16 protein-coding genes are annotated in these 19,752 nt (G+C 40.4%); 8 read left to right on the forward strand and 8 right to left on the reverse strand.

What is annotated here, in order from left to right; genetic code table 11:
- Window positions 1-78 precede the first annotated feature (78 nt).
- The 3 genes from AC2SLO_RS07930 to AC2SLO_RS07940 are packed head-to-tail and all read left to right on the forward strand — an operon-like array spanning window position 79 to window position 4,122.
- Window positions 79-1,608, forward strand: coding sequence for a type I restriction-modification system subunit M (locus tag AC2SLO_RS07930; protein ID WP_486543020.1), 1,530 nt, complete (start codon window positions 79-81; stop codon window positions 1,606-1,608).
- Window positions 1,598-2,887 (forward strand): restriction endonuclease subunit S, encoded by a 1,290-nt coding sequence (locus AC2SLO_RS07935; protein WP_486543022.1) that lies wholly within the window; start codon window positions 1,598-1,600, stop codon window positions 2,885-2,887. The genes AC2SLO_RS07930 and AC2SLO_RS07935 overlap by 11 nt, the downstream gene beginning before the upstream one ends.
- Window positions 2,887-4,122 (forward strand): DUF6161 domain-containing protein, encoded by a 1,236-nt coding sequence (locus tag AC2SLO_RS07940; RefSeq protein WP_486543024.1) that lies wholly within the window; start codon window positions 2,887-2,889, stop codon window positions 4,120-4,122. The genes AC2SLO_RS07935 and AC2SLO_RS07940 overlap by 1 nt, the downstream gene beginning before the upstream one ends.
- 325 nt (window positions 4,123-4,447) lie before the next feature.
- On the opposite strand, the gene AC2SLO_RS07945 is transcribed toward AC2SLO_RS07940, so the two are convergent.
- Both AC2SLO_RS07945 and AC2SLO_RS07950 read right to left on the reverse strand, forming a co-directional pair.
- Entirely contained in the window at window positions 4,448-5,281 is an 834-nt protein-coding gene (locus AC2SLO_RS07945; protein WP_486543026.1) for a hypothetical protein, read from the reverse strand.
- A 3-nt stretch (window positions 5,282-5,284) separates the two neighbouring features.
- Window positions 5,285-5,497 carry a hypothetical protein gene (locus tag AC2SLO_RS07950; RefSeq protein WP_486543028.1) on the reverse strand — a complete coding sequence of 71 codons (213 nt, stop codon included), beginning with the start codon at window positions 5,495-5,497 and terminating at the stop codon, window positions 5,285-5,287.
- Window positions 5,498-5,964: 467 nt separating this feature from the next.
- Here AC2SLO_RS07950 and AC2SLO_RS07955 point away from each other — a divergent pair, with 467 nt between their 5' ends.
- From AC2SLO_RS07955 to AC2SLO_RS07965, 3 genes are all read left to right on the forward strand, one after another.
- On the forward strand, window positions 5,965-6,402 hold the full coding sequence (locus tag AC2SLO_RS07955) for a hypothetical protein (RefSeq protein WP_486543030.1): 438 nt from the start codon (window positions 5,965-5,967) through the stop codon (window positions 6,400-6,402).
- 178 nt (window positions 6,403-6,580) lie between these two features.
- Window positions 6,581-9,913, forward strand: coding sequence for a type I restriction endonuclease subunit R (locus tag AC2SLO_RS07960; protein ID WP_486543032.1), 3,333 nt, complete (start codon window positions 6,581-6,583; stop codon window positions 9,911-9,913).
- 19 nt (window positions 9,914-9,932) lie between these two features.
- Complete coding sequence (locus AC2SLO_RS07965) at window positions 9,933-10,694, forward strand: M48 family metallopeptidase (RefSeq protein ID WP_486543034.1); 762 nt, start codon at window positions 9,933-9,935, stop codon at window positions 10,692-10,694.
- 211 nt (window positions 10,695-10,905) lie between these two features.
- Here AC2SLO_RS07965 and AC2SLO_RS07970 read toward each other — a convergent pair whose 3' ends face one another.
- Window positions 10,906-11,280: a nuclear transport factor 2 family protein gene (locus AC2SLO_RS07970; RefSeq protein WP_486543036.1), complete on the reverse strand. Its 375-nt coding sequence runs from the start codon at window positions 11,278-11,280 to the stop codon at window positions 10,906-10,908.
- Window positions 11,281-11,711: 431 nt separating this feature from the next.
- Between AC2SLO_RS07970 and AC2SLO_RS07975 the strand changes: the two genes are divergently transcribed.
- Window positions 11,712-12,149 carry a cytochrome b gene (locus AC2SLO_RS07975; RefSeq protein ID WP_486543038.1) on the forward strand — a complete coding sequence of 146 codons (438 nt, stop codon included), beginning with the start codon at window positions 11,712-11,714 and terminating at the stop codon, window positions 12,147-12,149.
- Between the two features lie 203 nt (window positions 12,150-12,352).
- On the opposite strand, the gene AC2SLO_RS07980 is transcribed toward AC2SLO_RS07975, so the two are convergent.
- Together AC2SLO_RS07980 and AC2SLO_RS07985 are read right to left on the reverse strand one after the other, a co-directional pair.
- Window positions 12,353-14,194 (reverse strand): hypothetical protein, encoded by a 1,842-nt coding sequence (locus AC2SLO_RS07980; RefSeq protein ID WP_486543040.1) that lies wholly within the window; start codon window positions 14,192-14,194, stop codon window positions 12,353-12,355.
- Between the two features lie 77 nt (window positions 14,195-14,271).
- Window positions 14,272-16,260, reverse strand: coding sequence for a hypothetical protein (locus AC2SLO_RS07985; protein ID WP_486543042.1), 1,989 nt, complete (start codon window positions 16,258-16,260; stop codon window positions 14,272-14,274).
- Between the two features lie 987 nt (window positions 16,261-17,247).
- Between AC2SLO_RS07985 and AC2SLO_RS07990 the strand changes: the two genes are divergently transcribed.
- On the forward strand, window positions 17,248-17,952 hold the full coding sequence (locus tag AC2SLO_RS07990) for a fumarylacetoacetate hydrolase family protein (protein WP_486543044.1): 705 nt from the start codon (window positions 17,248-17,250) through the stop codon (window positions 17,950-17,952).
- Window positions 17,953-18,040: 88 nt separating this feature from the next.
- On the opposite strand, the gene AC2SLO_RS07995 is transcribed toward AC2SLO_RS07990, so the two are convergent.
- The 3 genes from AC2SLO_RS07995 to AC2SLO_RS08005 form a co-directional block, all read right to left on the reverse strand.
- The gene (locus AC2SLO_RS07995; protein WP_486543046.1) at window positions 18,041-18,250 is read right to left on the reverse strand and encodes a TehB-like domain-containing protein; all 210 of its coding nucleotides are present in this window, start codon (window positions 18,248-18,250) and stop codon (window positions 18,041-18,043) included.
- A gap of 81 nt (window positions 18,251-18,331) precedes the next feature.
- Complete coding sequence (locus tag AC2SLO_RS08000; RefSeq protein WP_486543048.1) at window positions 18,332-18,787, reverse strand: hemerythrin domain-containing protein; 456 nt, start codon at window positions 18,785-18,787, stop codon at window positions 18,332-18,334.
- A gap of 9 nt (window positions 18,788-18,796) precedes the next feature.
- A complete protein-coding gene (locus AC2SLO_RS08005) occupies window positions 18,797-19,750 on the reverse strand; it encodes a peptidylprolyl isomerase (RefSeq protein WP_486543050.1) in 954 nt (317 codons plus the stop codon).
- Window positions 19,751-19,752: the final 2 nt, after the last annotated feature.

Genomic DNA, 19,752 nt, shown 5'->3' on the forward strand with positions numbered 1-19,752 from the left:
CCGCCAGTGCCATGGTCGAATATTCCACACGCCCTAATCAATCATTAACACTTAGTTCGTTTAAGGAAATATCATTACATGACCGTCACCGATTTACATACTAGTACCCAAATCAGTCAATCCGAGATTAACAAAGCCGTCTGGAATGCCTGTGATACCTTCCGCGGTGTGATTAGCGCCGACACGTACAAAGACTTTATCTTAACCATGCTATTTTTGAAGTATTTATCCGATGTGTACCGAGATGAGTACAACAGCTTAATGGCAGAATATGAAGATGCTGAGGTGGTTAAAGAGCTCATGTCAAACCAACGCTTTGTACTCCCTGATGGCGCTAGCTTTTGGGACTTGTATGAAAAGCGGCACCAACCTGGTAATGGTCAGCGTATCGATGAAGCGCTACATGCAATAGAGGAAGCCAATGGCAATAAGCTTAAAAATGTCTTCCAAGATATTAGCTTTAACACTGATAAGCTAGGTAATGAGAAGAAGAAAAACGAGCTACTACGCCACTTGCTTGAGGACTTCGGTAAAGAGGTGATGAACCTTAGTCCATCGCGTGTGGGTAGCCTTGATGTGATTGGTAATGCTTACGAATTCTTGATTAAGCATTTCGCCGCGGATTCTGGTGCTAGTGCTGGCGAGTTCTATACGCCGCCCGAGGTGTCTACCTTACTGGCCACCCTACTTGAGCCTACTGAGGGTGATGCCATTTGTGATCCTGCCTGCGGATCGGGGTCGCTATTGATAAAATGCGGCGCTATGGTACGCAAAAACTCTGGCTCAAAAAACTATGAGCTATTTGGTCAAGAAGCCATTGGTTCGACATGGGCATTGGCAAAGATGAATATGTTTTTGCATGGGGAGGACAATCACCGTATCGAATGGGGCGATACATTACGCCATCCGTTATTGGTTGATGATAAGGACAACTTGCTTCATTTTGATGTGGTCACTGCCAACCCACCTTTTTCGCTAAGCAAATGGGGCTATGATACGGCGCAAGATGATCCTTATGGACGCTTCCATCGGGGGTTACCGCCTAAGACCAAAGGTGATTATGCGTTTATCACTCATATGATTGAAACCCTAAAGAAAGATACAGGTCGTATGGGTGTGGTCGTACCGCATGGGGTGCTGTTTCGTGGCTCTAGTGAGGGTAAAATCCGTCAACAGTTGATTGAGGAAAATTTATTAGACACAGTGATTGGTTTACCTGAAAAGCTGTTCTTTGGTACGGGTATTCCAGCGGCGATTTTGATATTTAAGAGGAACAAAACTGATGACTCTGTACTGTTTATCGATGCCAGTCGTGAGTATGACTCTGGCTCAAATCAAAATAAGCTGACCGATGAGAACTTAGCAAAAATCGTAGATGCGTATCATAAACGTGCGTTCATTGATAAATATGCGTATGTTGCCAGCTTTGATGAGATAAAAGAGAACGACTTTAATTTAAACATCCCTCGTTATGTCGATACCTTTGAGCCTGAGGCGGAGATTGACTTAATGGCGGTACGTGAGGAGCGTTTGGCACTTAAGGCTGAGCTTGCCAGCTTAGAGACTGAGATGGATAGTTATCTTAAGGAGCTTGGTTATGGTGCCTAGTGGATGGGAGGTTAAAAAGTTAGGCGATATTGCCACTATTTCATCGGGCGGTACACCTAGCCGAAAAGAACCTAAGTATTGGGATAATGGCAATATACCTTGGATACGAACTACAGAAGTTCAAAACTGCGTTCTAAATTTTGAAGATGTTCAAGAGTTTATAACTAGTGATGGATTAAATAATTCATCAGCTAAATTAGTGCCTAAGGGTACACTATTGATGGCTATGATTGGTCAAGGAAAAACAAGAGGTCAAGTTGCACTTTTGAACTTTGAAGCAAGTACAAACCAAAATTGTGCAACTATTCAATTAAAGAAAAATCATAGCCCTTTATTCTATTTTAATTACTTAGGCTCTTTATACGAAAGAATCCGTAATTGGAGTAACTCAGCTGGTCAAAGTAATTTAAGTGGAACTTTAGTCAAGGAATTACCAGTATTACTTCCACCCCTAACTGAACAACAAAAAATCGCCAAAATTCTATCAACTTGGGATAAAGCAATTACAACCACTGAGCGTTTGATTGACAACAGCAAACAGCAGAAAAAATCGTTAATGCAGCAGTTGCTGACCGGTAAAAAGCGTTTAGTACAGTCTAATAGTGGCTTTGGTATTAGAGATGGTTTCGCTGAGAGAAAACTAGGACCTTTACCAAACGACTGGGATTTATCCTTATTCCTAGAGTACTTTTGGTTTCAAGAAGGTCCTGGTGTTCGAAAAAGTCAGTTTACTCGTGAGGGCGTTAAACTTCTGAATGGTACTAATATTCAAGACTCTAAAGTAGATTTATCAAATACTAATACCCACATTTCTAATGAGCAAGCCTATGGTCCATATAAGCACTTTCTTGCAGATGCGGGAGATTTAATTATCGCCTGTTCTGGTATATCAGTTGATAGATTTGATGAGAAAATTGGTTTTTTAAAAGAGGATCACCTACCTCTTTGCATGAATACAAGCACAATGCGTTTTAAGGTTAAAGAAAACATTCAAGCTAGCTTAGAGTATTTGCGATACTTTATGATGTCTCCTCTATTTAAAAACCAAATTAGAAGACAGATTACTGGTTCGGCTCAACTTAATTTTGGACCTTCTCACGTTAGTAAATGTTTTATTGCTATGCCTAGCTTTGAAGAACAACAAAAAATCGCTGCGGTATTAACCAGTTCCGATAAAGAAATCGAATTACTTGAACAACAGCTTGCAGATTTAAAGCAAGAAAAAAAGGCATTAATGCAAGTGTTGTTGACAGGGAAAGTTCGGGTGAAGGTGGATTGATGGAATTATCAGACTTAAAAAAAATGGCGGATAAGAATCGTTCCGTTATAAGTATTAAAGATTCTACCAATGCTGTCTATAACTTTAAAACTCATTTAGAGTTTATTCGCTTTTTAAGAGAAGAGGCAAGTTATTGGCATACTTTAAGTAACTCTGTTGATAGCAATGAACTTATAAATATTCAATATGAGACTGACCCTGCTAATAACTCAAGTTACATTGAGTTAGATCTTTTCGATAAAACTATTTTGAATGGGCTGTATTTTAAAAATTTATTAGATAATTTAAACCATACTACTCTAGAAAAGAGCAACTTTGGTACTGACAAAGAAGGTTTTAACCTTAAAAGGTACGAAATTATTTCAGATATTGAGTCAGAAATAAATTCTGTTAGAGTTGAAAACTGGATATATTCTAAAAATCCAATCTGGTTAAAAGCTTTAGAGGTTTCACAATCGTTAAGTGTAAATATTGCGGACTATTTCTTAAAAGCTTTTTTTGAAAGTACAAATAATGTAGAAATAAATAACTTTAATGCTTTAAAAGGGTACCTATTAGCCTTTGAATTCCAGATTCAGGATAAAAATTTACTTAAAAATAGAGTTGATTTCGAAAAAGAATCAATTGTTGACTTAAAAAATAGTCTTCTAGATATAAAGGCTGAAATCTACGAAGATAATGAAGAATATAACTCTAGACTCAATCACCAGTATGAAGGGTGGCAGGATAAAATTAATAACCTTGAGGATACCTACAGGGAAAAGTTACGTTTAGAACCTGCGGCAAACTACTGGAGAACTAAAGCAAACGAATATAATAAGTTAGGTAACCGCTGGGCTTGGATTCTTGCGGGTATTCTTTTCATAGGCATTTTAGGTTTTGGTATTTTATTTTATATATGGGTTCAATCACAAGGTACACCTATCAGTATGGATAGCTTACAAGGTGTTTTACTATTCATTACTGTACTATCTATATATGCTTTTGCAATCAAATCAATTTCGAAAATGGTGTTTAGCTCTTATCATTTGCAGCGTGATGCAGAAGAGCGCGAACAACTGACTTATCTGTATTTATCGTTGACACACGAAAACGAAAGCTTTGATAGCGATGCTCGTAATATTGTATTACAGTCCTTATTTAGTCGTGTAGATTCGGGATTGATTTCTGGCGACTCTAGCCCTGCCATGCCAGGCTTACATGAAATTATAAAAGCATCATCTTCGAAAAACTGATTATATGAGACTAGCAACTATTCCGCTTTAGTTGCGTAGGTTGCGCCCCGCGCACCGATAAACATAACACGCTTAATGGTGCGCTGGCTGGGCGCACCCTACCGTTTAAAATTATAGAAGTTTGCACACAGTGATGAGTATGAAGTCCAGAAAATTATTCACCAAAGTCTATACTGCATTTCAAAAATGGTAACAGGGCACTATGACGCCCCATAAAAATAATCCGAATTTGACTGTAATATTTATAGGCTGTAATTATGAATTAGGTTGGACTGCCAAATAGGTTGGATGTGTAATCAAATGGTATTTAAAACATTGGAAATTGCTATTTATTTCTACAGAGATAATTCATAATATCAAAGTGTATAGGTGAGTCTGGCTCTGGTGTTTGAAGAGATCTAAACTGGTCAACAGTGTCACTACCTATTTTAAAGTCCTGATACATATTGATATCAAAAAACGATATTGACTCAATCTCGCTTACAGGAATCAGCATTGAAGCCTTATCAGCACGTTCTGGATTGTAACAGATGCCTTTAGATGTTTTCTTAACAATGCCATGTTTTAGATAGACCTCTAAATAATTACAGTCTAAGTGCATATGTAGGTTTTCTTTGGCACGGTATCCACTTAACATAGGTAATATAATCAAGGTTTCATCAGGTCCACTCTTAAAGTCTTCTTTGAGTAAGACACCGACATACACCTTGCCTGAACTAAGAGATATTTTGAGATAGGAAGAGTTTTCAAGCGCTGTTATGATAATGCTCATCATGCCATCTAACTTTTTTAAAGCACTTAAATCTGGTGCGGCATCTAGTAGGTTCAAACGTATTTCATTAACGATCAAAGACGCTATCAAGACTATAAGACCGAAAATTAGTTTTACGTAACTGTTATTAATAAGCGTTATTATATGAGGTTCAAACACGTTTAAATTAAGTATATCCCACGATAGTAGGCTACCTATAAATAAAAGAATAATATATATCATTACTAACACTGAACTAGCTATGGCAACTGAAATTGCACCATCAGCACCTAGCATGACATATGAAACCCAACCAGAACTTCGCTTTAGTTTGTAGTTCTTTTCATCTACCTTTGCGTTTATTCTATACCCAAGCAAGAGAATTAAAAGAACAACGAGAACAGCCATAGTTTAACTGTCTTCATAAGCAGGCGACAGTGATGACATTTTTGCTTGTATTGATATTTGGCTTTCTAATTTAGCTCTCACTTCTGGATTATTGTAGTTAGATCTAACATTTCCATATTCATCAATTAAGAGCTTACCATTACGACTTAACTTAACCTTCGGTTTATTAATTCCAAATGCTTTTTCTATGAAGTTACGTTCTCTTGAATTTTTCATATCCATCTCCTTTATAAATATATTCTACGATGGTATTCATATATCTTAGCTATTACACTACTATTTGGGGCAACAAGCAATATTAATTTTGTGTGTCATTGCAGAATAATTAAAGTAAATTTTAAAAAAACTACTTGTTAAACCTTTTGAATTTGTAGCTGCAAACTTTGCCTTAGGTGCGGTTTAGCCCCGATTGCAGCGGTATACTGCTTGAATAGGCGATTTGCGGTGGCAAGTGCTGGCGTGGCTACGCGAAGCAAGAGACATGCCAACACTTAGCCAACGCCGAGTATAAGCAAGCAGATATAGCGAAAAGCGGGATTGGCTACTTAGGCAGTGCTATACGCTCTGAATAGTGACTTATAGACATCGTGCTTTTGGCTATATCGTCACATAAATATTATGATAAGGTACGCTTGCTTATCTTAAATAAATCTAGGCATTAAACAAATCAAGGATGACCTAACTTGCCCACTAAAAAGAACCGTCTCAAAACTGTCGTTAATACTGTTAATAAATTCTTTATACCGCCTTTGGTGGGTGCGCTCGTGCTCGCTATCGCTTATGTCATTAGTCTGCAGTTTGATAGCCTGATACAGAGCCTTGAGCTGCCCTTTAGCGCAGAGCTTATCAGCTTTGTCAAAACGCTATATGTATTTTATTTCTTCTATATATTGGTTTATATTCCATTTTTTATTTACCTGACGTTGCTAAAAGTATTTGGCAAGCTTAGTCTGGTGACTGTGCTGGTTAGCGGCTTTGTCTATGGGCTGTCGCCGCTGTTGTTTAGCAGACGTGGCAGCAGCGTATCGGTTGATGACATTATACTGCTGACGATTATTGTCGTAAGTGGTGTAATATGTGCCGGTTGTTATTATTGGCTGGATAGACGGCTGTCGAGATAAGCCATTGATGCGCACGATAAAAGCGTCACTTGGGGACACCTTGTATAAGGACACATTGTTTAAAGCGGTTCATTTAGAGATAATGAGAATAACACACCTAAGCACACCGACCCAGCCCTACCAGCGTTGAGCGCAGTGCTAGTAATTGATGATAATTTATTCGGGACTTGATATTGATATGCACACCAACCCAAGCATTAACTTTAAAGAGGAGTTTAGCGCCAAGATTCCTGCGTTAACCCTATTAATGACTTTGGGTTATCGCTACCTATCGCCTGAGCAGTGCTTGATGCTGCGCCAGTCCAAACTAAATGCTCAAGCGACAAGCACCAATACTGGCAGCACGACAATTAGCACTAACCAAGTAATGCTATTGCCTGTGCTGCGTGAGTTTTTAAGTCAGCAAACTTTTATGTTTGAGGGTAAGCGTCATCACTTATCAAATAAAAGCATTGATAAAATCATAAGCGAGCTTAATCCGCAGATGAACTTAGGCTTAGTGCAAGCGAATGAAAAAATATACGATGCATTGGTATATGGCGTGAGTGTGACTGAGTTTATTGAGGGTAAACGCACTTCGCCGACCATTCAGTTAATCGACTGGGAAAACATCGATAATAACGCTTATCACGTCACTGAAGAGATGGTGGTACAAAACACTGATGCTACCGGTAATGTGATACCTGATATTGTCTGCTTTGTGAATGGTCTGCCACTGGTGGTGATAGAAGCCAAACGCCCTGACTCTAATCACCCCAATCAATCTACCAATAGCCAAGCCATCTCACAGCATCTGCGCAATCAAGGTCAAAAGTACATTCCGCATCTGTTTGCTTATAGCCAATTGCTATTGGTAGTTAATGGCTATGAGGGTTTGTATGCGACCTGTCATACCCCTGAGAAATTTTGGTCGAAATGGATTGAAGAGGAGATTAGTGAAGCTGAGTTTCAACGTCTTAAAAATGAGTGTATAGACGAGGATGGATTACAAACCCTGTTCGCTCATCGTCAAGCTAGCGATAGGCATGAGTATGATTCACTGATTGACGCCGGTGAGTTGACAGTGACCGATCAAGACCGATTAATTATTAGCCTACTTCGTCCTGATAGGCTGCTGGATATGACCCGCTTTTATACCTTATTTGATAATAAAGCGGGCAAGATTGTGGCGCGCTATCAGCAAGTATTCGGCATTAAAGCACTGGTTAAGCGAGTCAGTCAAATCGACAGCAAAGGTAGCCGTGAGGGTGGTGTTATCTGGCATACCACAGGCAGTGGTAAGTCATTTACCATGGTGTTTTTATCCAAAGCACTGATATGGATGCCAGAGCTGGCTAAATGCCGTGTGTTTGTGGTGACTGATCGTATTGATTTGGAAAACCAGATTGCGCGTACTTTTATCTCAGCTGGTGCACTTAGCGACAAAGACCGTCGCCTTGCTAAAGCACTGTCCGGTCGTGACTTGGCAAAAAAAGTCGGGAAGAGTAACGAGCGTATCGTGTTCTCTATCATCAATAAATTTAGTGCTGCGGCCAAATATGATGAGTTTTACAACCCTAGTGAAAATATTATTGTACTTGTCGATGAAGGTCACCGTAGTCAAAATGGTGAGAATAATATTCGTATGCAGGAAGCGTTGCCTAATGCCGCTTTTGTTGCCTTTACCGGTACGCCGCTACTCAAAGACGATAAAACCGAAAACAAGTTTGGTAAGATTATCCACTCCTATACTATGCAGCAAGCCGTAGCCGACAAGACGGTGACGCCCCTACTCTATGAAGAGCGCATACCTGAGCTTAATACCAATGATGCGGCGATAGACAAGTGGTTTGACCGCATTACCCAAAAGCTAACCATAGATCAAAAAACGGACTTAAAACGTAAGTTTTCTCGTAAAGGTCAAGTCTATCAAGTTGAAGGTCGTATTGAACTGATTGCGCATGATATCTCTGATCATTTTCAAAACTTTAAGCAGCTGGGTTTAAAAGGTCAGCTGGCATGTGATTCCAAAGCCTCGGCCATTCGCTACAAGCAAGCTCTCGATGCGATTGGCAAAGTCACCTCTGTGGTCGCTATGTCACCCCCTGACACCCGTGAAGGTCATGAAGTGGTCGATGCAGAAAGCAAAGATATTGTCCAAAACTGGTGGCAGGAGAATGTCGCGCCCAAATACGGCATGGATGACACCACCTATACCAAAGACATTATCGACGCCTTTGGTAAAGACGATGGCCCAGATATTATGATAGTGGTCGATAAGCTGTTAACCGGCTTTGATGAACCAAAAAACACCGTGCTGTATATCGATAAACCGCTCAAAAGTCATAACCTGATTCAAGCAATAGCGCGAGTAAACCGACTGCATGAAAAGAAGCAGTTTGGGTATTTGATTGATTATCGAGGCATCTTAAAAGAGCTGGATACCACTATTGAGAAGTATCAAGACTTAGCAGAGCGTACGCAAGGCGGCTTTGATATCGATGATTTGGCAGGCATGTATCGTGATATGGATACTGAATACAAGAAACTGCCCATGCTACACAAAAAGGTCTGGGGCATCTTCTCCGAAGTCCGTAACAAGCAAGACGGTCAAGCACTGCGTCAGTCGTTATCGCCAAAAATGCAAGAAAGAGAGGGTGTGATTGTCGATGCCAATCTTAAAAAGCGTGATGACTTTTATGCGGCCTTAACCGAGTTTAGTAATGCCATGAAAGTGGCGCTACAATCTGCCTCCTACTTTGAAGATCCTGCTTTTGACGGTAAGCGAGATAAATATAAACAAGACTTAAAAGCCTTTGTCGAGCTACGTAGACAAGTGCGTGAAGATGCCAATGAGACCATTAACTTTGATGAGTATGAAGAGGATATCCGGAACCTACTTAATAAACATATCGCAGGTCTTGAAGTCAAAGAGCCAGAAGGTGCTTATCTGGTGAATAACTTAGGTAAAGACATCAAGCCTGAGCAGATGAGTGACGCTGAAGCACGCAACCAGACCGATAAGATTACCAGTCGTGTGACCAAAATGATTGAGCAAGACTTGGCGGATGACCCTTATGCTCAGGAGCACTTCTCCAAGCTGTTAAAACAGGCTATCGAAGAAGCCAAAGCTATGTTTGATGCCCCTGTCAAACAATACATGATGTTTGCGGACTTTGAGCAAGACGTAAAAGAGCGCAATATGCCTGATGTGCCTAATAGGTTTGTTGATGAATCGGGTAAACACAACAAACATGCGCAGGCGTACTTTGGTTTATTTAAACATCTGTTTGATGCCGAGTATCTGTCTGATAACGGACTTGATGAAGAAACCATGGTCAAATACGCTTTTGACATCGACGAAGCGGTGAATACAGCGGTTAACGAGAACTCATTAAATCCTGCTCAGATGGAAAAAGACATTCGCTTAAAGCTCATTCCGATGTTGTTTAAAGCAATCGGAATGGACAATGCGAAACAGCTGGCAGATGAAGTGATTAATATCGCGCGTCTGGGTCTATCGAGAAGCTAATGATGACGACTGATAACTCATGAATAACGATAAAAATCATCAAGCTCAGATATTATATTACGGTGAGCATCAGATTGCCTATACCTTGGTACATAAAGACAATGCCCGTAAGCTGCGTATCAAGGTACACCCTGATGAGCGCGTAGAAGTCATTGTGCCGCCGCATACAACGGATGACTTTATTGAATCGTCTGTTCAAAAGCGTGCTCGGTGGATCTGGCAGCATCTACAAGACTTCAAAAGTCAGACCAATGATGTACTACCAAGACGTTATGTCAGTGGCGAAACTCAATTTTATTTGGGAAGGCGTTACATGCTTAAAGTGGTTGTTAATCCTGATGAGGCACCTAACGTTAAGCTGATGCGTGGTAAGCTTACAGTGACCCTTAATGAAGCTATCGATGATGCAGATGAACGTGCCAAACAAGCAAAGTCACTGCTTAATGACTGGTATCAACAAAAGGCGAAGGTCGTATTTGATGAACGTCTAAATACTGTATTACCCAAAGCAAGCTGGGTAAGCTCACCCCCACCCTTTAAGCTGTTAACCATGAAGAAACAATGGGGCAGCTGCTCAGCTCAAGGTAACTTGGTCCTTAATCCGCATTTGGTCAAAGCGCCAAAAGAATGTATTGATTACGTCATATTGCATGAACTGTGTCATATTGCAGAGCATAACCACAGTGAGCGATTTTGGCGATTACTTACCCAAGTCATGCCTAACTGGAGACAAATAAAAACTCAGCTCGACGGTATGGCTGAGTTTTATTTGAATGAGTAGTAGAGCAGCTATTACCAATAGACTTTTCGGTGGATAAGCTAAAACACTCAGTGATGCTGTCATTAACCCTCACTTATTATCTGTCTGACTTGTTCTTTGCATCCAACAAAGTAAGAATGATTAGTCCGTTAAAATCAGCAGCCTAGATGAAAGAGCACTGTCATTTTGTATCCTAAACAGTGCTCCATATATCAAAAGTTATCTAAACAACTTATTCAAATGGCGTACCTTGATACATAAAGAACTTGTATTGGTCGCCCTGTTTTTTCCAAACAGAAACAGTGCGGTTTTTTAGAGTACGCGGCTGTCCATCGACCAATACTTTGGCAAAAAAGTCGCCCGTTGCCATCACATATTCCTGCATATCGATGACATTGCCTATCTGATAATCCAGCTCTTGATACTCATAAAAGCCCGACTTTAGCTGCTTTATATAAGAACCTAGGTCATCAATTGCACCATTACTATGCACATAACGTAGCTCTTCGTCACACATGGCCGCAAATTCATCATACTGTTTGTTTAATAAATAATTAAAACGCTGCTGCTCAAGTTCGTTAATTTTATCGTGTAATGCCGTATTCATATGTGTCTCCCCTTACCTATTATTTAGTATTAATTCTCAGATTGGTAGCCTTCTTATATACAGCTGCCCTTTTTTAATTCTAATTAACAGCACAGTCATAATGCACTGTTAATATCATATTTAGTCAATATTGATGAAGCCAATTCTTTAACTCATAACTCCCATCCTACCATTTCTACAATTAGATAAACCCATCTCATAAGCATAAAAGCATTCATAACGTTTTTAGAACCTGTATTCATAAGCTACAGTTAGGTTATTTTTAGAATAAAATGAGACAATACGAGGCAAAATTGGGTTGAATAGTCATTCTATTCGAGCCGAATTTTAACAAAGTAGTGGCTTGTTTTAGGCAAAAAGAGCCAATTATAGCTTGTGAATACAGGTTCTTAGTATCTAAATGATAAACCTTCAAAGATTAAGTGACGGCAATGAGCAATACTAAAGACATCGCTTACACCAAATATCCCACTTCGATGATTTGGTTGCATCATATTGTCGCAGTCTTGATGATTGGTTGCTATTTTTTGGCAGATTATAAGGATTTACATGTCTCGCTTGGTGCGTTGCTGTTAATTTTTGGCTGTATCCGAGTGTTTGTGCGACTCTTAAATACCAGCAAGACACCGCCTTCGATTAATTCACCAAAATCATGGCAGTATATTATCGAAAAAGCAGTTCACATCTTATTGTTTATCTTAATCTTTTTACAATCCATTTTGGGATGGATTATTAGTAACGCTAAAGGCAATCCGGTTACACTATTTGGAATGGTAGATTTCCCACTACTGCTCGGCCCTAATAAAGCGGTGTTTGATAGCCTTTATGATATTCATGAAGCACTGGGAAAAGTTTTTTTGCGTTATTAATTATTCATGTATTGGGTGGTGTCTTTCATTATCTAAAAGACAAAGTGAACGTATTTAAAAGAATGTGGATATAGCCACTGCCATAGCTCATATTAATATAAACAAAAGCCCCGTATTAAGTATATTAATACGGGACTTTTTATTGAATAATCAGATATTTATTGACTGATTAGGTTGATTCTAGCCAGCCAAAAAACAACAATTTAATTATCCATATCAACTGTATCGCTATCATTCTCTTCATCAACATCATAATCAGATGCGTCAGATAATGAGGTTAAAGCATCGAAGAAACCTTGGAACAATAACTTTCCGATAGCAGTGCCCTCGCCCTGCTTGTAGCGAGCGACTAAATCACGCTGATATTCTCTGACGTCAACGGTGTTGCTCTCATTAGGCTGTTGTCTGTCTTTAGGTAGATTTGGGAAGTCTATATTGCTCGATGACAACGGCTCATATCGCTGCATAACATCAAAGGTCACACCGTCATTAGACTGTACATTGGCCGTTTGATTGTGTGTATGCTTCCATTTTATCTGACCGCGGTTATCCAGCCCGTATAGCTCTTGAATTGAGCCGGTTAATTGGGTGGTCTCATCTTCGATACTGTCTTCCCCAATCATGGCACCGTAAACGCGTCTATCGGCTTCCATATCAATCAAGGCTTTCATTTGCATGAGTATCTTCTCAACCAAAGCCTTACTGGTAAACCTTTGATCATCAATTGCTGAATAATCAGATTGTGCTTCGTCAGTATCGACAACCAATTGCGGATATCGCGCAGCAATAATATCGTACAGTGTCGTCAGATAATCCTGATGATACTGCTTAAACTCTTGCGGCGTCTGCACGCGGCGAACGATTTGGCGAGAGGATGCCATTGGCTTAAATCGCTGTTCATCGAGATTAGGCAGTACCGATGTTAATTGTGATGAAGGCACCATATCAAACTGCGCAGTCGGTGCTGAATCATAAATGCGATCCATCGCTTCAAAGTGCGCTTTAATTAAGGAGTGGCCAAACCCGCTCGGTAATGTGCCGTCATTTAGGATGAGCTTAAGCCATTTATTTTGCCAAGATGTGCCTAGTTTTTCGTCTAAGTATTCTGATGTTATAAACGCAAAAGTATCTGCCCATAGATACAAGCTACCCGTACTGGCATCAAAGTATATCGGCTGATTGATAGTCATACGATTATTACGGGCGAAGTACTGCGCACTGGTTAGCATCGTAAACTTGCCTGCTGCCGGCTGATAACTACCTTGTGCATTGATAGACAATGGCTTTAGCAGATATTCATTGAGTAGCTTTGATTTTTTGGCATCCAAAACTTTTGGCTTGTCATCAAAGTTATCAAATATGTCTTGATAATAAGGCGAGACAGGCTGTTGCTCACTTTCAACGTCATCAATATCATCAGCGTTATCCGCATTTATTACATAGCCATCCTCACTGTCAAACTCAGCACTTAACTCAGAGTCCGTCTCGAACTCTGTGTCAGTATCAAATTCCGTATCATCTTGGTCATCATACTCATAGTATTCGTAATCATTATATTCAGATGCTTTGTTGGCCACCCAAGCTTCATACGCTTCACTACATGCCAAGTACTCACTCTTAATCGTATTACGCTGTGTGGCGAATTCGGCAGAGTCGATATCCTTGCCTTGTTCATCCGCCTGCTCGAGTAGTTCAACATAAGACGCGTCGTGAGTGTCTTCACAATACGTATCCAAATACTTTGAGGTAATTGGCGCATCACCTGCATTGTTAACCGGCTTACTGTGTTTAATTTTTACATCACTGTGATAGCTAAATGCGCTCATACGCTGCTTTTGTAGTGCTTTTTGCAGCGTACTTTTAGCCATCGCTGGCGTGTTATTAGAGGTTTGACTGACTGCGGTTGTCTGACAACCTGCAAGTATTAAACAGCCTGCCAACATAGTCATTGATAAAGGCAGAGTTTTGGTAGCCCATACTTTGGTATTTGAAGTTGTGTGGCTAAAAGCTTTGGTTCGTGTTTTTGAATGATTATTAGAAGTCATTAGATGTCCTTGATAGCACTTTTGGTTTTGTAGTTGTTTTATTTGAGTCGTCAATAATGTTATGGCTTATTGCCTACTCAATACTCAAGGCTTATATCGTCATTATTGCTGCTTTCGAGGTCGTCGCTTTCAAGGTCATACTTCTCAACATCATAGCTCGCAAAGCTCTCGTTCTCATCATTAAAGTATACATAGCGGGCTTCACGGGCTATATCAATTTTATCTTGCTTCTGTTTTTTATTTTTGAGCCATGCATTGCCATCGATTGGCTTGGGTGCTGCATCGCCAAAGGACTGTTCAAGTAGTGGCTTTAAACTATGTGACTGATAGCTCTTATGGTCGTAACGTATCTGGTTCAGCGTGGTCACTTGCATATCGGCCAAGTTGCTTCCCATATAGATACGTTGCTGCTTGCCCAGTAATTGCCCTGCACTGTCTAAATAGTAATAGTTCACTTGGTTAAATGAGATGGGCATAATGGCTTCAATTAGTTGCAATAGGCTGCCAACATCATCGCTCTGATATCCCTTGTTATACAGCTGAACTTTACGTATGGCACTCTTGAGCAATGCACCATCAGGATATTGAGTGGGATTGGCATCAACATGCTGCTCTAGGCTTTGGCTGACATGCTTGAATATTTTGCCAACCACCTCGCCTGTTTGGTGACTGCCAAAATACACTTTGATGCCTTGAGCTGCGCCAACTTGCTTGGCAAAATCATCACCGCTTATGTCTATTAGGCTGAACAGCTTAGGGTCTAGCTCAGCGAGACTGGCTTGCACCGCACTGATAGTCGCATCATAGATAACCGCTGACGGTATCTGTTCTGTGACCACCTCTGGCAATCCAATATCGACTGTATGCGATACCATCTCATTTGGTAGCGGTGTGTTTTCGGGACTAACCAAAGCCATCAACGGCATAAATGCTGAGGCGTCAATGATTAATCGGCTTGTATCAAAATCCAATGCTACTGGCAACTGAAACGAGGCACTCACGGTTGGCGCTGCATAGTCATAACTATAGACGCTTTTGAATTGTCGCTGATTTGGTTGATATTGGCTGACGCTATTAAGGGTTAAATAGCGCATTTGATAGGCATTGCGAGCGTCAAGTTGCTCTGGTGTCTTTTGCATCATACCCAGCATCAAATTTAAAATGCCTGAGTCTGCCATGTTGTCACTGTCTCCAGCACTTTCATTGTTTTGCTTGGCCAATTGAACCGCTTCATACGCTTCAAAGATGCTCGATGGTTTGACACTTTTGATTGAACCTAACGCTTTATCATAATCTGACTCGTCGTCATATTCCTCTAAATCTTCATAAGCATATTCTTCTTCATAGTTATACTCTTCCTCAGCATAAACCTCTTCATAGGCATCAAAGGATTCATAGTCGTCATCACAGATATTACATTCATCCTGAGCCAGCTCTATATCATCGTCAGTCTCTGCAAGTTCTAAAACATCTACTATGCACACTTCATTATTGCAATCATAAGCATTTTCATCGTATTCATACTCCTCTGTGTCTTCATAATCCTCAAAGTCTTCATCGTCATAGCTGTCGTAATCGTCCTCTTTCATAGATTCTTGATAAGCAATCACCTCAATGGCAGTCTGAAACAAGCTACTTGAGCCTGCATCAATGCTATCGGGATTAACCAGCGGTGACAGATGATACTTGGCTTTTGCAACTGCCACATGCTCAGTGGCCAAATGCTGACGTATGGCCGACACCAGCTTTTGCTTGGCGAGATTATCTCCATTAGGATACTGCGCTTGGTCAAACAAACGCTCGTAATTTGCATTATTCGCGTCGATTCCAGTATTGAAGAGATGACTTTGTGCTCGATTGGCTTGAGTATCTGCAACACTAAAGTCGATGATTGGTGATGTTTGCGATGCTGTGGTCATATTCGGAGTTGATTGACATGCACTCAAAGCCAGCGCCGCACTACCGATAACTGCACTATGCAGAGCTAAAGATAACAGTCTATTTGATTGACTCATTTTAAATAACGATGGTATGATGGGTTTAGATACTTTGTCTAGATGAGTCATAACACAGTGCTTCCTATTAATATGGGGATATACGTTTTCTTGAATATGAGTTAATTGACTGTTTAGAGCATTGTGATTATCTAATGATGTTTTGCAAATAGATAACTGATGATAGATAGTACCTTATTTAGTAAAAATACAGAAGATTACATTGTAGAAAAATTTGGGTTACCTAGTTTTAAAGGACTTCTCCCCTTTTTTTGAAACCTGTCCTCACTCCTCGTTATTTGAAATAAATCCTAATACCCTGCTAGCACAAAGGTTTACAAAAGTTAATTAAAAAAAGTAACTTATTGGTGCTAAAAATCACTCATTGTTAAGTCAAAAGCTGTCGATTTAATTAAAAGATTCATTTAATATACATCTTAAAGATTCATTTTAAATGAATGTTATAAGAACCAATGACGTGTTCATGTATCGGAGGAATATATGCGACTTTTCAAATCTAACCGTGCTGTTACTGCCCCGCCCCCTCGTTACTCTAAGCTTGCTATCGCATTTATTCTGACCGGTTAAACGGCGTTTAATAGCAGGAATAATACCAAACATATAAATCAGCATAACCAAACGGCGGTTGTCGATTTTGTCTTAAACATGCCCACTTACAGTCATATGAATACTATAGAAGTAATAGTTATTATAATGTTTCGATTAGTGTCAAAAAGAACCTTTACTGTATAAATAGCTTTTATTTGCTTAGGCTATTTCAAGACAATAATAATTTTGATGTGCTGTATTCTAGGTGAATGGCTTTATACTAGCCAATCTATACCGCTGATGTATCTAGGGCGTGTCCTCAATCCGTACGATTACATTTAAATGGACTAAAAATAGCTAAATCTTGTCATACTGCCTCAAGTAACGGGTAAATATCTCGATATTTACCGCATTATTTTCCTTGTCTGACTGCGATTTATCTTATTTTTATCACCATTTTCAAAATGAGGACACGCCCTAATATTTAATTAAGAATAAAAGGAGTATTTGATGGCTTATATTATCGAACCGGCAGAACCCGCAGCTCTAGCTGTTAAAGGGAGCGAAGACACCTTCCCTGTTCGCCGCGTCTATTGTGTCGGGCGTAATTATGCAGAGCATGCCCGCGAAATGGGGTCTGACCCTGATCGTGAGCCGCCTTTTTTCTTCTGTAAACCAGGAGATGCCGACTCTGTTGTTGCTGCTGCAAAAGATGGCATTATACCCATCCCCTATCCGCCACTCACTAAAAACTACCATTATGAAGCTGAGCTTGTTGTGGCAATTGGCCAAAGTGCTAAAAATATCTCTGTAGAAGAGGCAAAGAAGGCTATCTATGGCTATGCCATTGGGCTAGATATGACTCGTCGTGATTTGCAGGCAAATATGCGGGAAAAAGGTCGCCCATGGGAGATTGGTAAGGCTTTCGATTATGCTGCCCCCATTGGCGAGTTGACACCGATTATAGATTCTGGCGAGTTAACATCAGGTCATATTCAGTTAAAGGTCAACAATGAAATTCGTCAGGATAGTGATTTAAAACATCTTATTTGGAGTGTATCGGAAGTAATATCTCGCTTATCTGAGCTTTTTGAATTAAAACCGGGAGATTTAATTATGACGGGTACGCCGGCAGGTGTTGGTCCGGTTAATGTCGGCGATATCATGACGGCACATATTGATGGACTTAGCAGTATTACGGTTAATATTACGTAGCCGTTATAATCACAGAAATCTATAAAAATTATGTCTGATCAAATTTTTATCCTACTCAATTGGACAGACTTTGTTTTTGTTAACAGCATTAACTAAACACAATTTTTTTCTCAGGTTCAGTCGCTTGCTCATCAGCAAAACCATAAAAGATTACCGTGCCTTGCATCACCCATATCTGACCGAAGATACCAGCGGCTGTATTGTGATGCGTTAATAATGGCGGTGGCACATTTTCTTTGGTGAAAAATGGCGTAGAGCGTTTGGTACGCCAAAGGCTAGGAATCACGATATGACTCATAATACTTCCTTATAAATTGCTCGCTTATTGACTAATCATTAACGGTTAATCGCTATTGAACCGTTGTCGAACACTGATTAATTAGCGGTTTTCATCTTCACGCTTCACATTTGCAGAGCTGGCATCATATATCGCCTGTAGCTCCTGCTCGGACAGAAGCTGTTGTGCCAAAGGAAACAGCTCACGCTCTTCATAGCGAATGTGATCATATAGCAGCGTTGCAAACTCTTGTACGTGTGACGCACTTAGGCTCGGCGTATTTACTAGCTCGTATAGCTTGCTGTGATGCGCCTCAATTTCCGCCATAACCTCTGCTACTTCTGGATGCTCAGACTCATAAGCAGCCAGCTTGGCCAATATCAAATCATCTTCTACTTTCAAGTGATTGCTCATATTATGATTCACATATTCGGTGAGCGCCGTCCAATGCTTGGCTATCTCTTCAACGTCATTGGCGCATTCTTTGGCATGCCGAGAAATTACCAGTCTTTGATGATGCTCTCGGGATAATGGCTGAAGTTGTTCGATGCGTTTCATGGTTGTCCTTTAACCTCGGTATACGTTTTCTTGAGAAAGCTCCATTTGAATGCCATCAATATCCGCTTGCTCAGCAAGCGCATATAGATAATCACATAGCCCATGATGGAAGGCTTGCTGCGCCAGTTTATTAGCAATAGCAGGTTTGGCTTGCAAGTAGTTAAGCTGAACACCCGGCTGCTTATCCATCACATCGACAATATGAAAACCATAACGGGTCTCGACAGGACTTGGTGCTAACCCCTCATCCATAGTAAATACCACAGACTCAAATTCTGGAACCGTTTGACCTTGGCTAAGTACACCCAGCTCTCCGCCCTGCTCTTTTGATGGGCATGCTGAATACTGGCGAGCCAATTCAATAAACTCAGCACTAGGGTTATTGCTGTTTTTGATTTGCTCAATCAGCTCGTATGCTTGCTTTTTAAGTGCCAAGCGCTCCTCGCCATCTTCAGGAAGACTGGCTAGCAAGATATGACGTACCGACATAATCGGTGCGGTTTTATAATCAGATTTATTTTGCTCGTAGTAACGCTCACACACCTCATTTTCAGGTGTGGCTGCGTTTACATTTTTATCAATCAAATCTGAAATGGCTTGTTCTTCGTTGCTATCCCAAGCGTCTTGGCCAAGTGACTCATCATTATGCACCGCATCTTTTAGTAGCTCACGCACTACTAAGGCTTGAGTCGCTAGGAACAATGCATCTTCTTTGGTCGGTGCTGGGTGATACTGCAATTCTTGAGCAATAACTTGCTTGTCAATCATCACGCCATTGACAGTCACGGTAGGCAACTCTTCACGGCTAGAAGCAATCAGGTTTTTATGATTACTACGCTCTTCGGCCAATGCTTTTTCGATAAACTCTTGATCTGAATGTGGTTTCTTCAAATCATCAGAGGTTGGCATAATACGAATGTTGTCATCAGCCGCTTGTCTTGGATCGTAAGTCGTTGCCGTCATGT

It is taken from the genome of Psychrobacter sp. CX14 (assembly GCF_057396205.2).

Excerpts from the sequence above, each read along its gene's own strand:
- AC2SLO_RS07975 (WP_486543038.1), top strand. The coding sequence starts at position 11,712 with ATGAGCAATACTAAAGACATCGCTTACACCAAATATCCCACTTCGATG.
- AC2SLO_RS07950 (WP_486543028.1), bottom strand. The coding sequence starts at position 5,497 with ATGAAAAATTCAAGAGAACGTAACTTCATAGAAAAAGCATTTGGAATT.
- AC2SLO_RS07980 (WP_486543040.1), bottom strand. The coding sequence starts at position 14,194 with ATGACTTCTAATAATCATTCAAAAACACGAACCAAAGCTTTTAGCCAC.
- AC2SLO_RS07940 (WP_486543024.1), top strand. The coding sequence starts at position 2,887 with ATGGAATTATCAGACTTAAAAAAAATGGCGGATAAGAATCGTTCCGTT.
- AC2SLO_RS07960 (WP_486543032.1), top strand. The coding sequence starts at position 6,581 with ATGCACACCAACCCAAGCATTAACTTTAAAGAGGAGTTTAGCGCCAAG.
- AC2SLO_RS07935 (WP_486543022.1), top strand. The coding sequence starts at position 1,598 with ATGGTGCCTAGTGGATGGGAGGTTAAAAAGTTAGGCGATATTGCCACT.
- AC2SLO_RS07995 (WP_486543046.1), bottom strand. The coding sequence starts at position 18,250 with ATGAGTCATATCGTGATTCCTAGCCTTTGGCGTACCAAACGCTCTACG.
- AC2SLO_RS07990 (WP_486543044.1), top strand. The coding sequence starts at position 17,248 with ATGGCTTATATTATCGAACCGGCAGAACCCGCAGCTCTAGCTGTTAAA.
- AC2SLO_RS08000 (WP_486543048.1), bottom strand. The coding sequence starts at position 18,787 with ATGAAACGCATCGAACAACTTCAGCCATTATCCCGAGAGCATCATCAA.
- AC2SLO_RS07970 (WP_486543036.1), bottom strand. The coding sequence starts at position 11,280 with ATGAATACGGCATTACACGATAAAATTAACGAACTTGAGCAGCAGCGT.
- AC2SLO_RS07985 (WP_486543042.1), bottom strand. The coding sequence starts at position 16,260 with ATGACTCATCTAGACAAAGTATCTAAACCCATCATACCATCGTTATTT.
- AC2SLO_RS07965 (WP_486543034.1), top strand. The coding sequence starts at position 9,933 with ATGAATAACGATAAAAATCATCAAGCTCAGATATTATATTACGGTGAG.
- AC2SLO_RS08005 (WP_486543050.1), bottom strand. The coding sequence starts at position 19,750 with ATGACGGCAACGACTTACGATCCAAGACAAGCGGCTGATGACAACATT.
- AC2SLO_RS07945 (WP_486543026.1), bottom strand. The coding sequence starts at position 5,281 with ATGGCTGTTCTCGTTGTTCTTTTAATTCTCTTGCTTGGGTATAGAATA.
- AC2SLO_RS07930 (WP_486543020.1), top strand. The coding sequence starts at position 79 with ATGACCGTCACCGATTTACATACTAGTACCCAAATCAGTCAATCCGAG.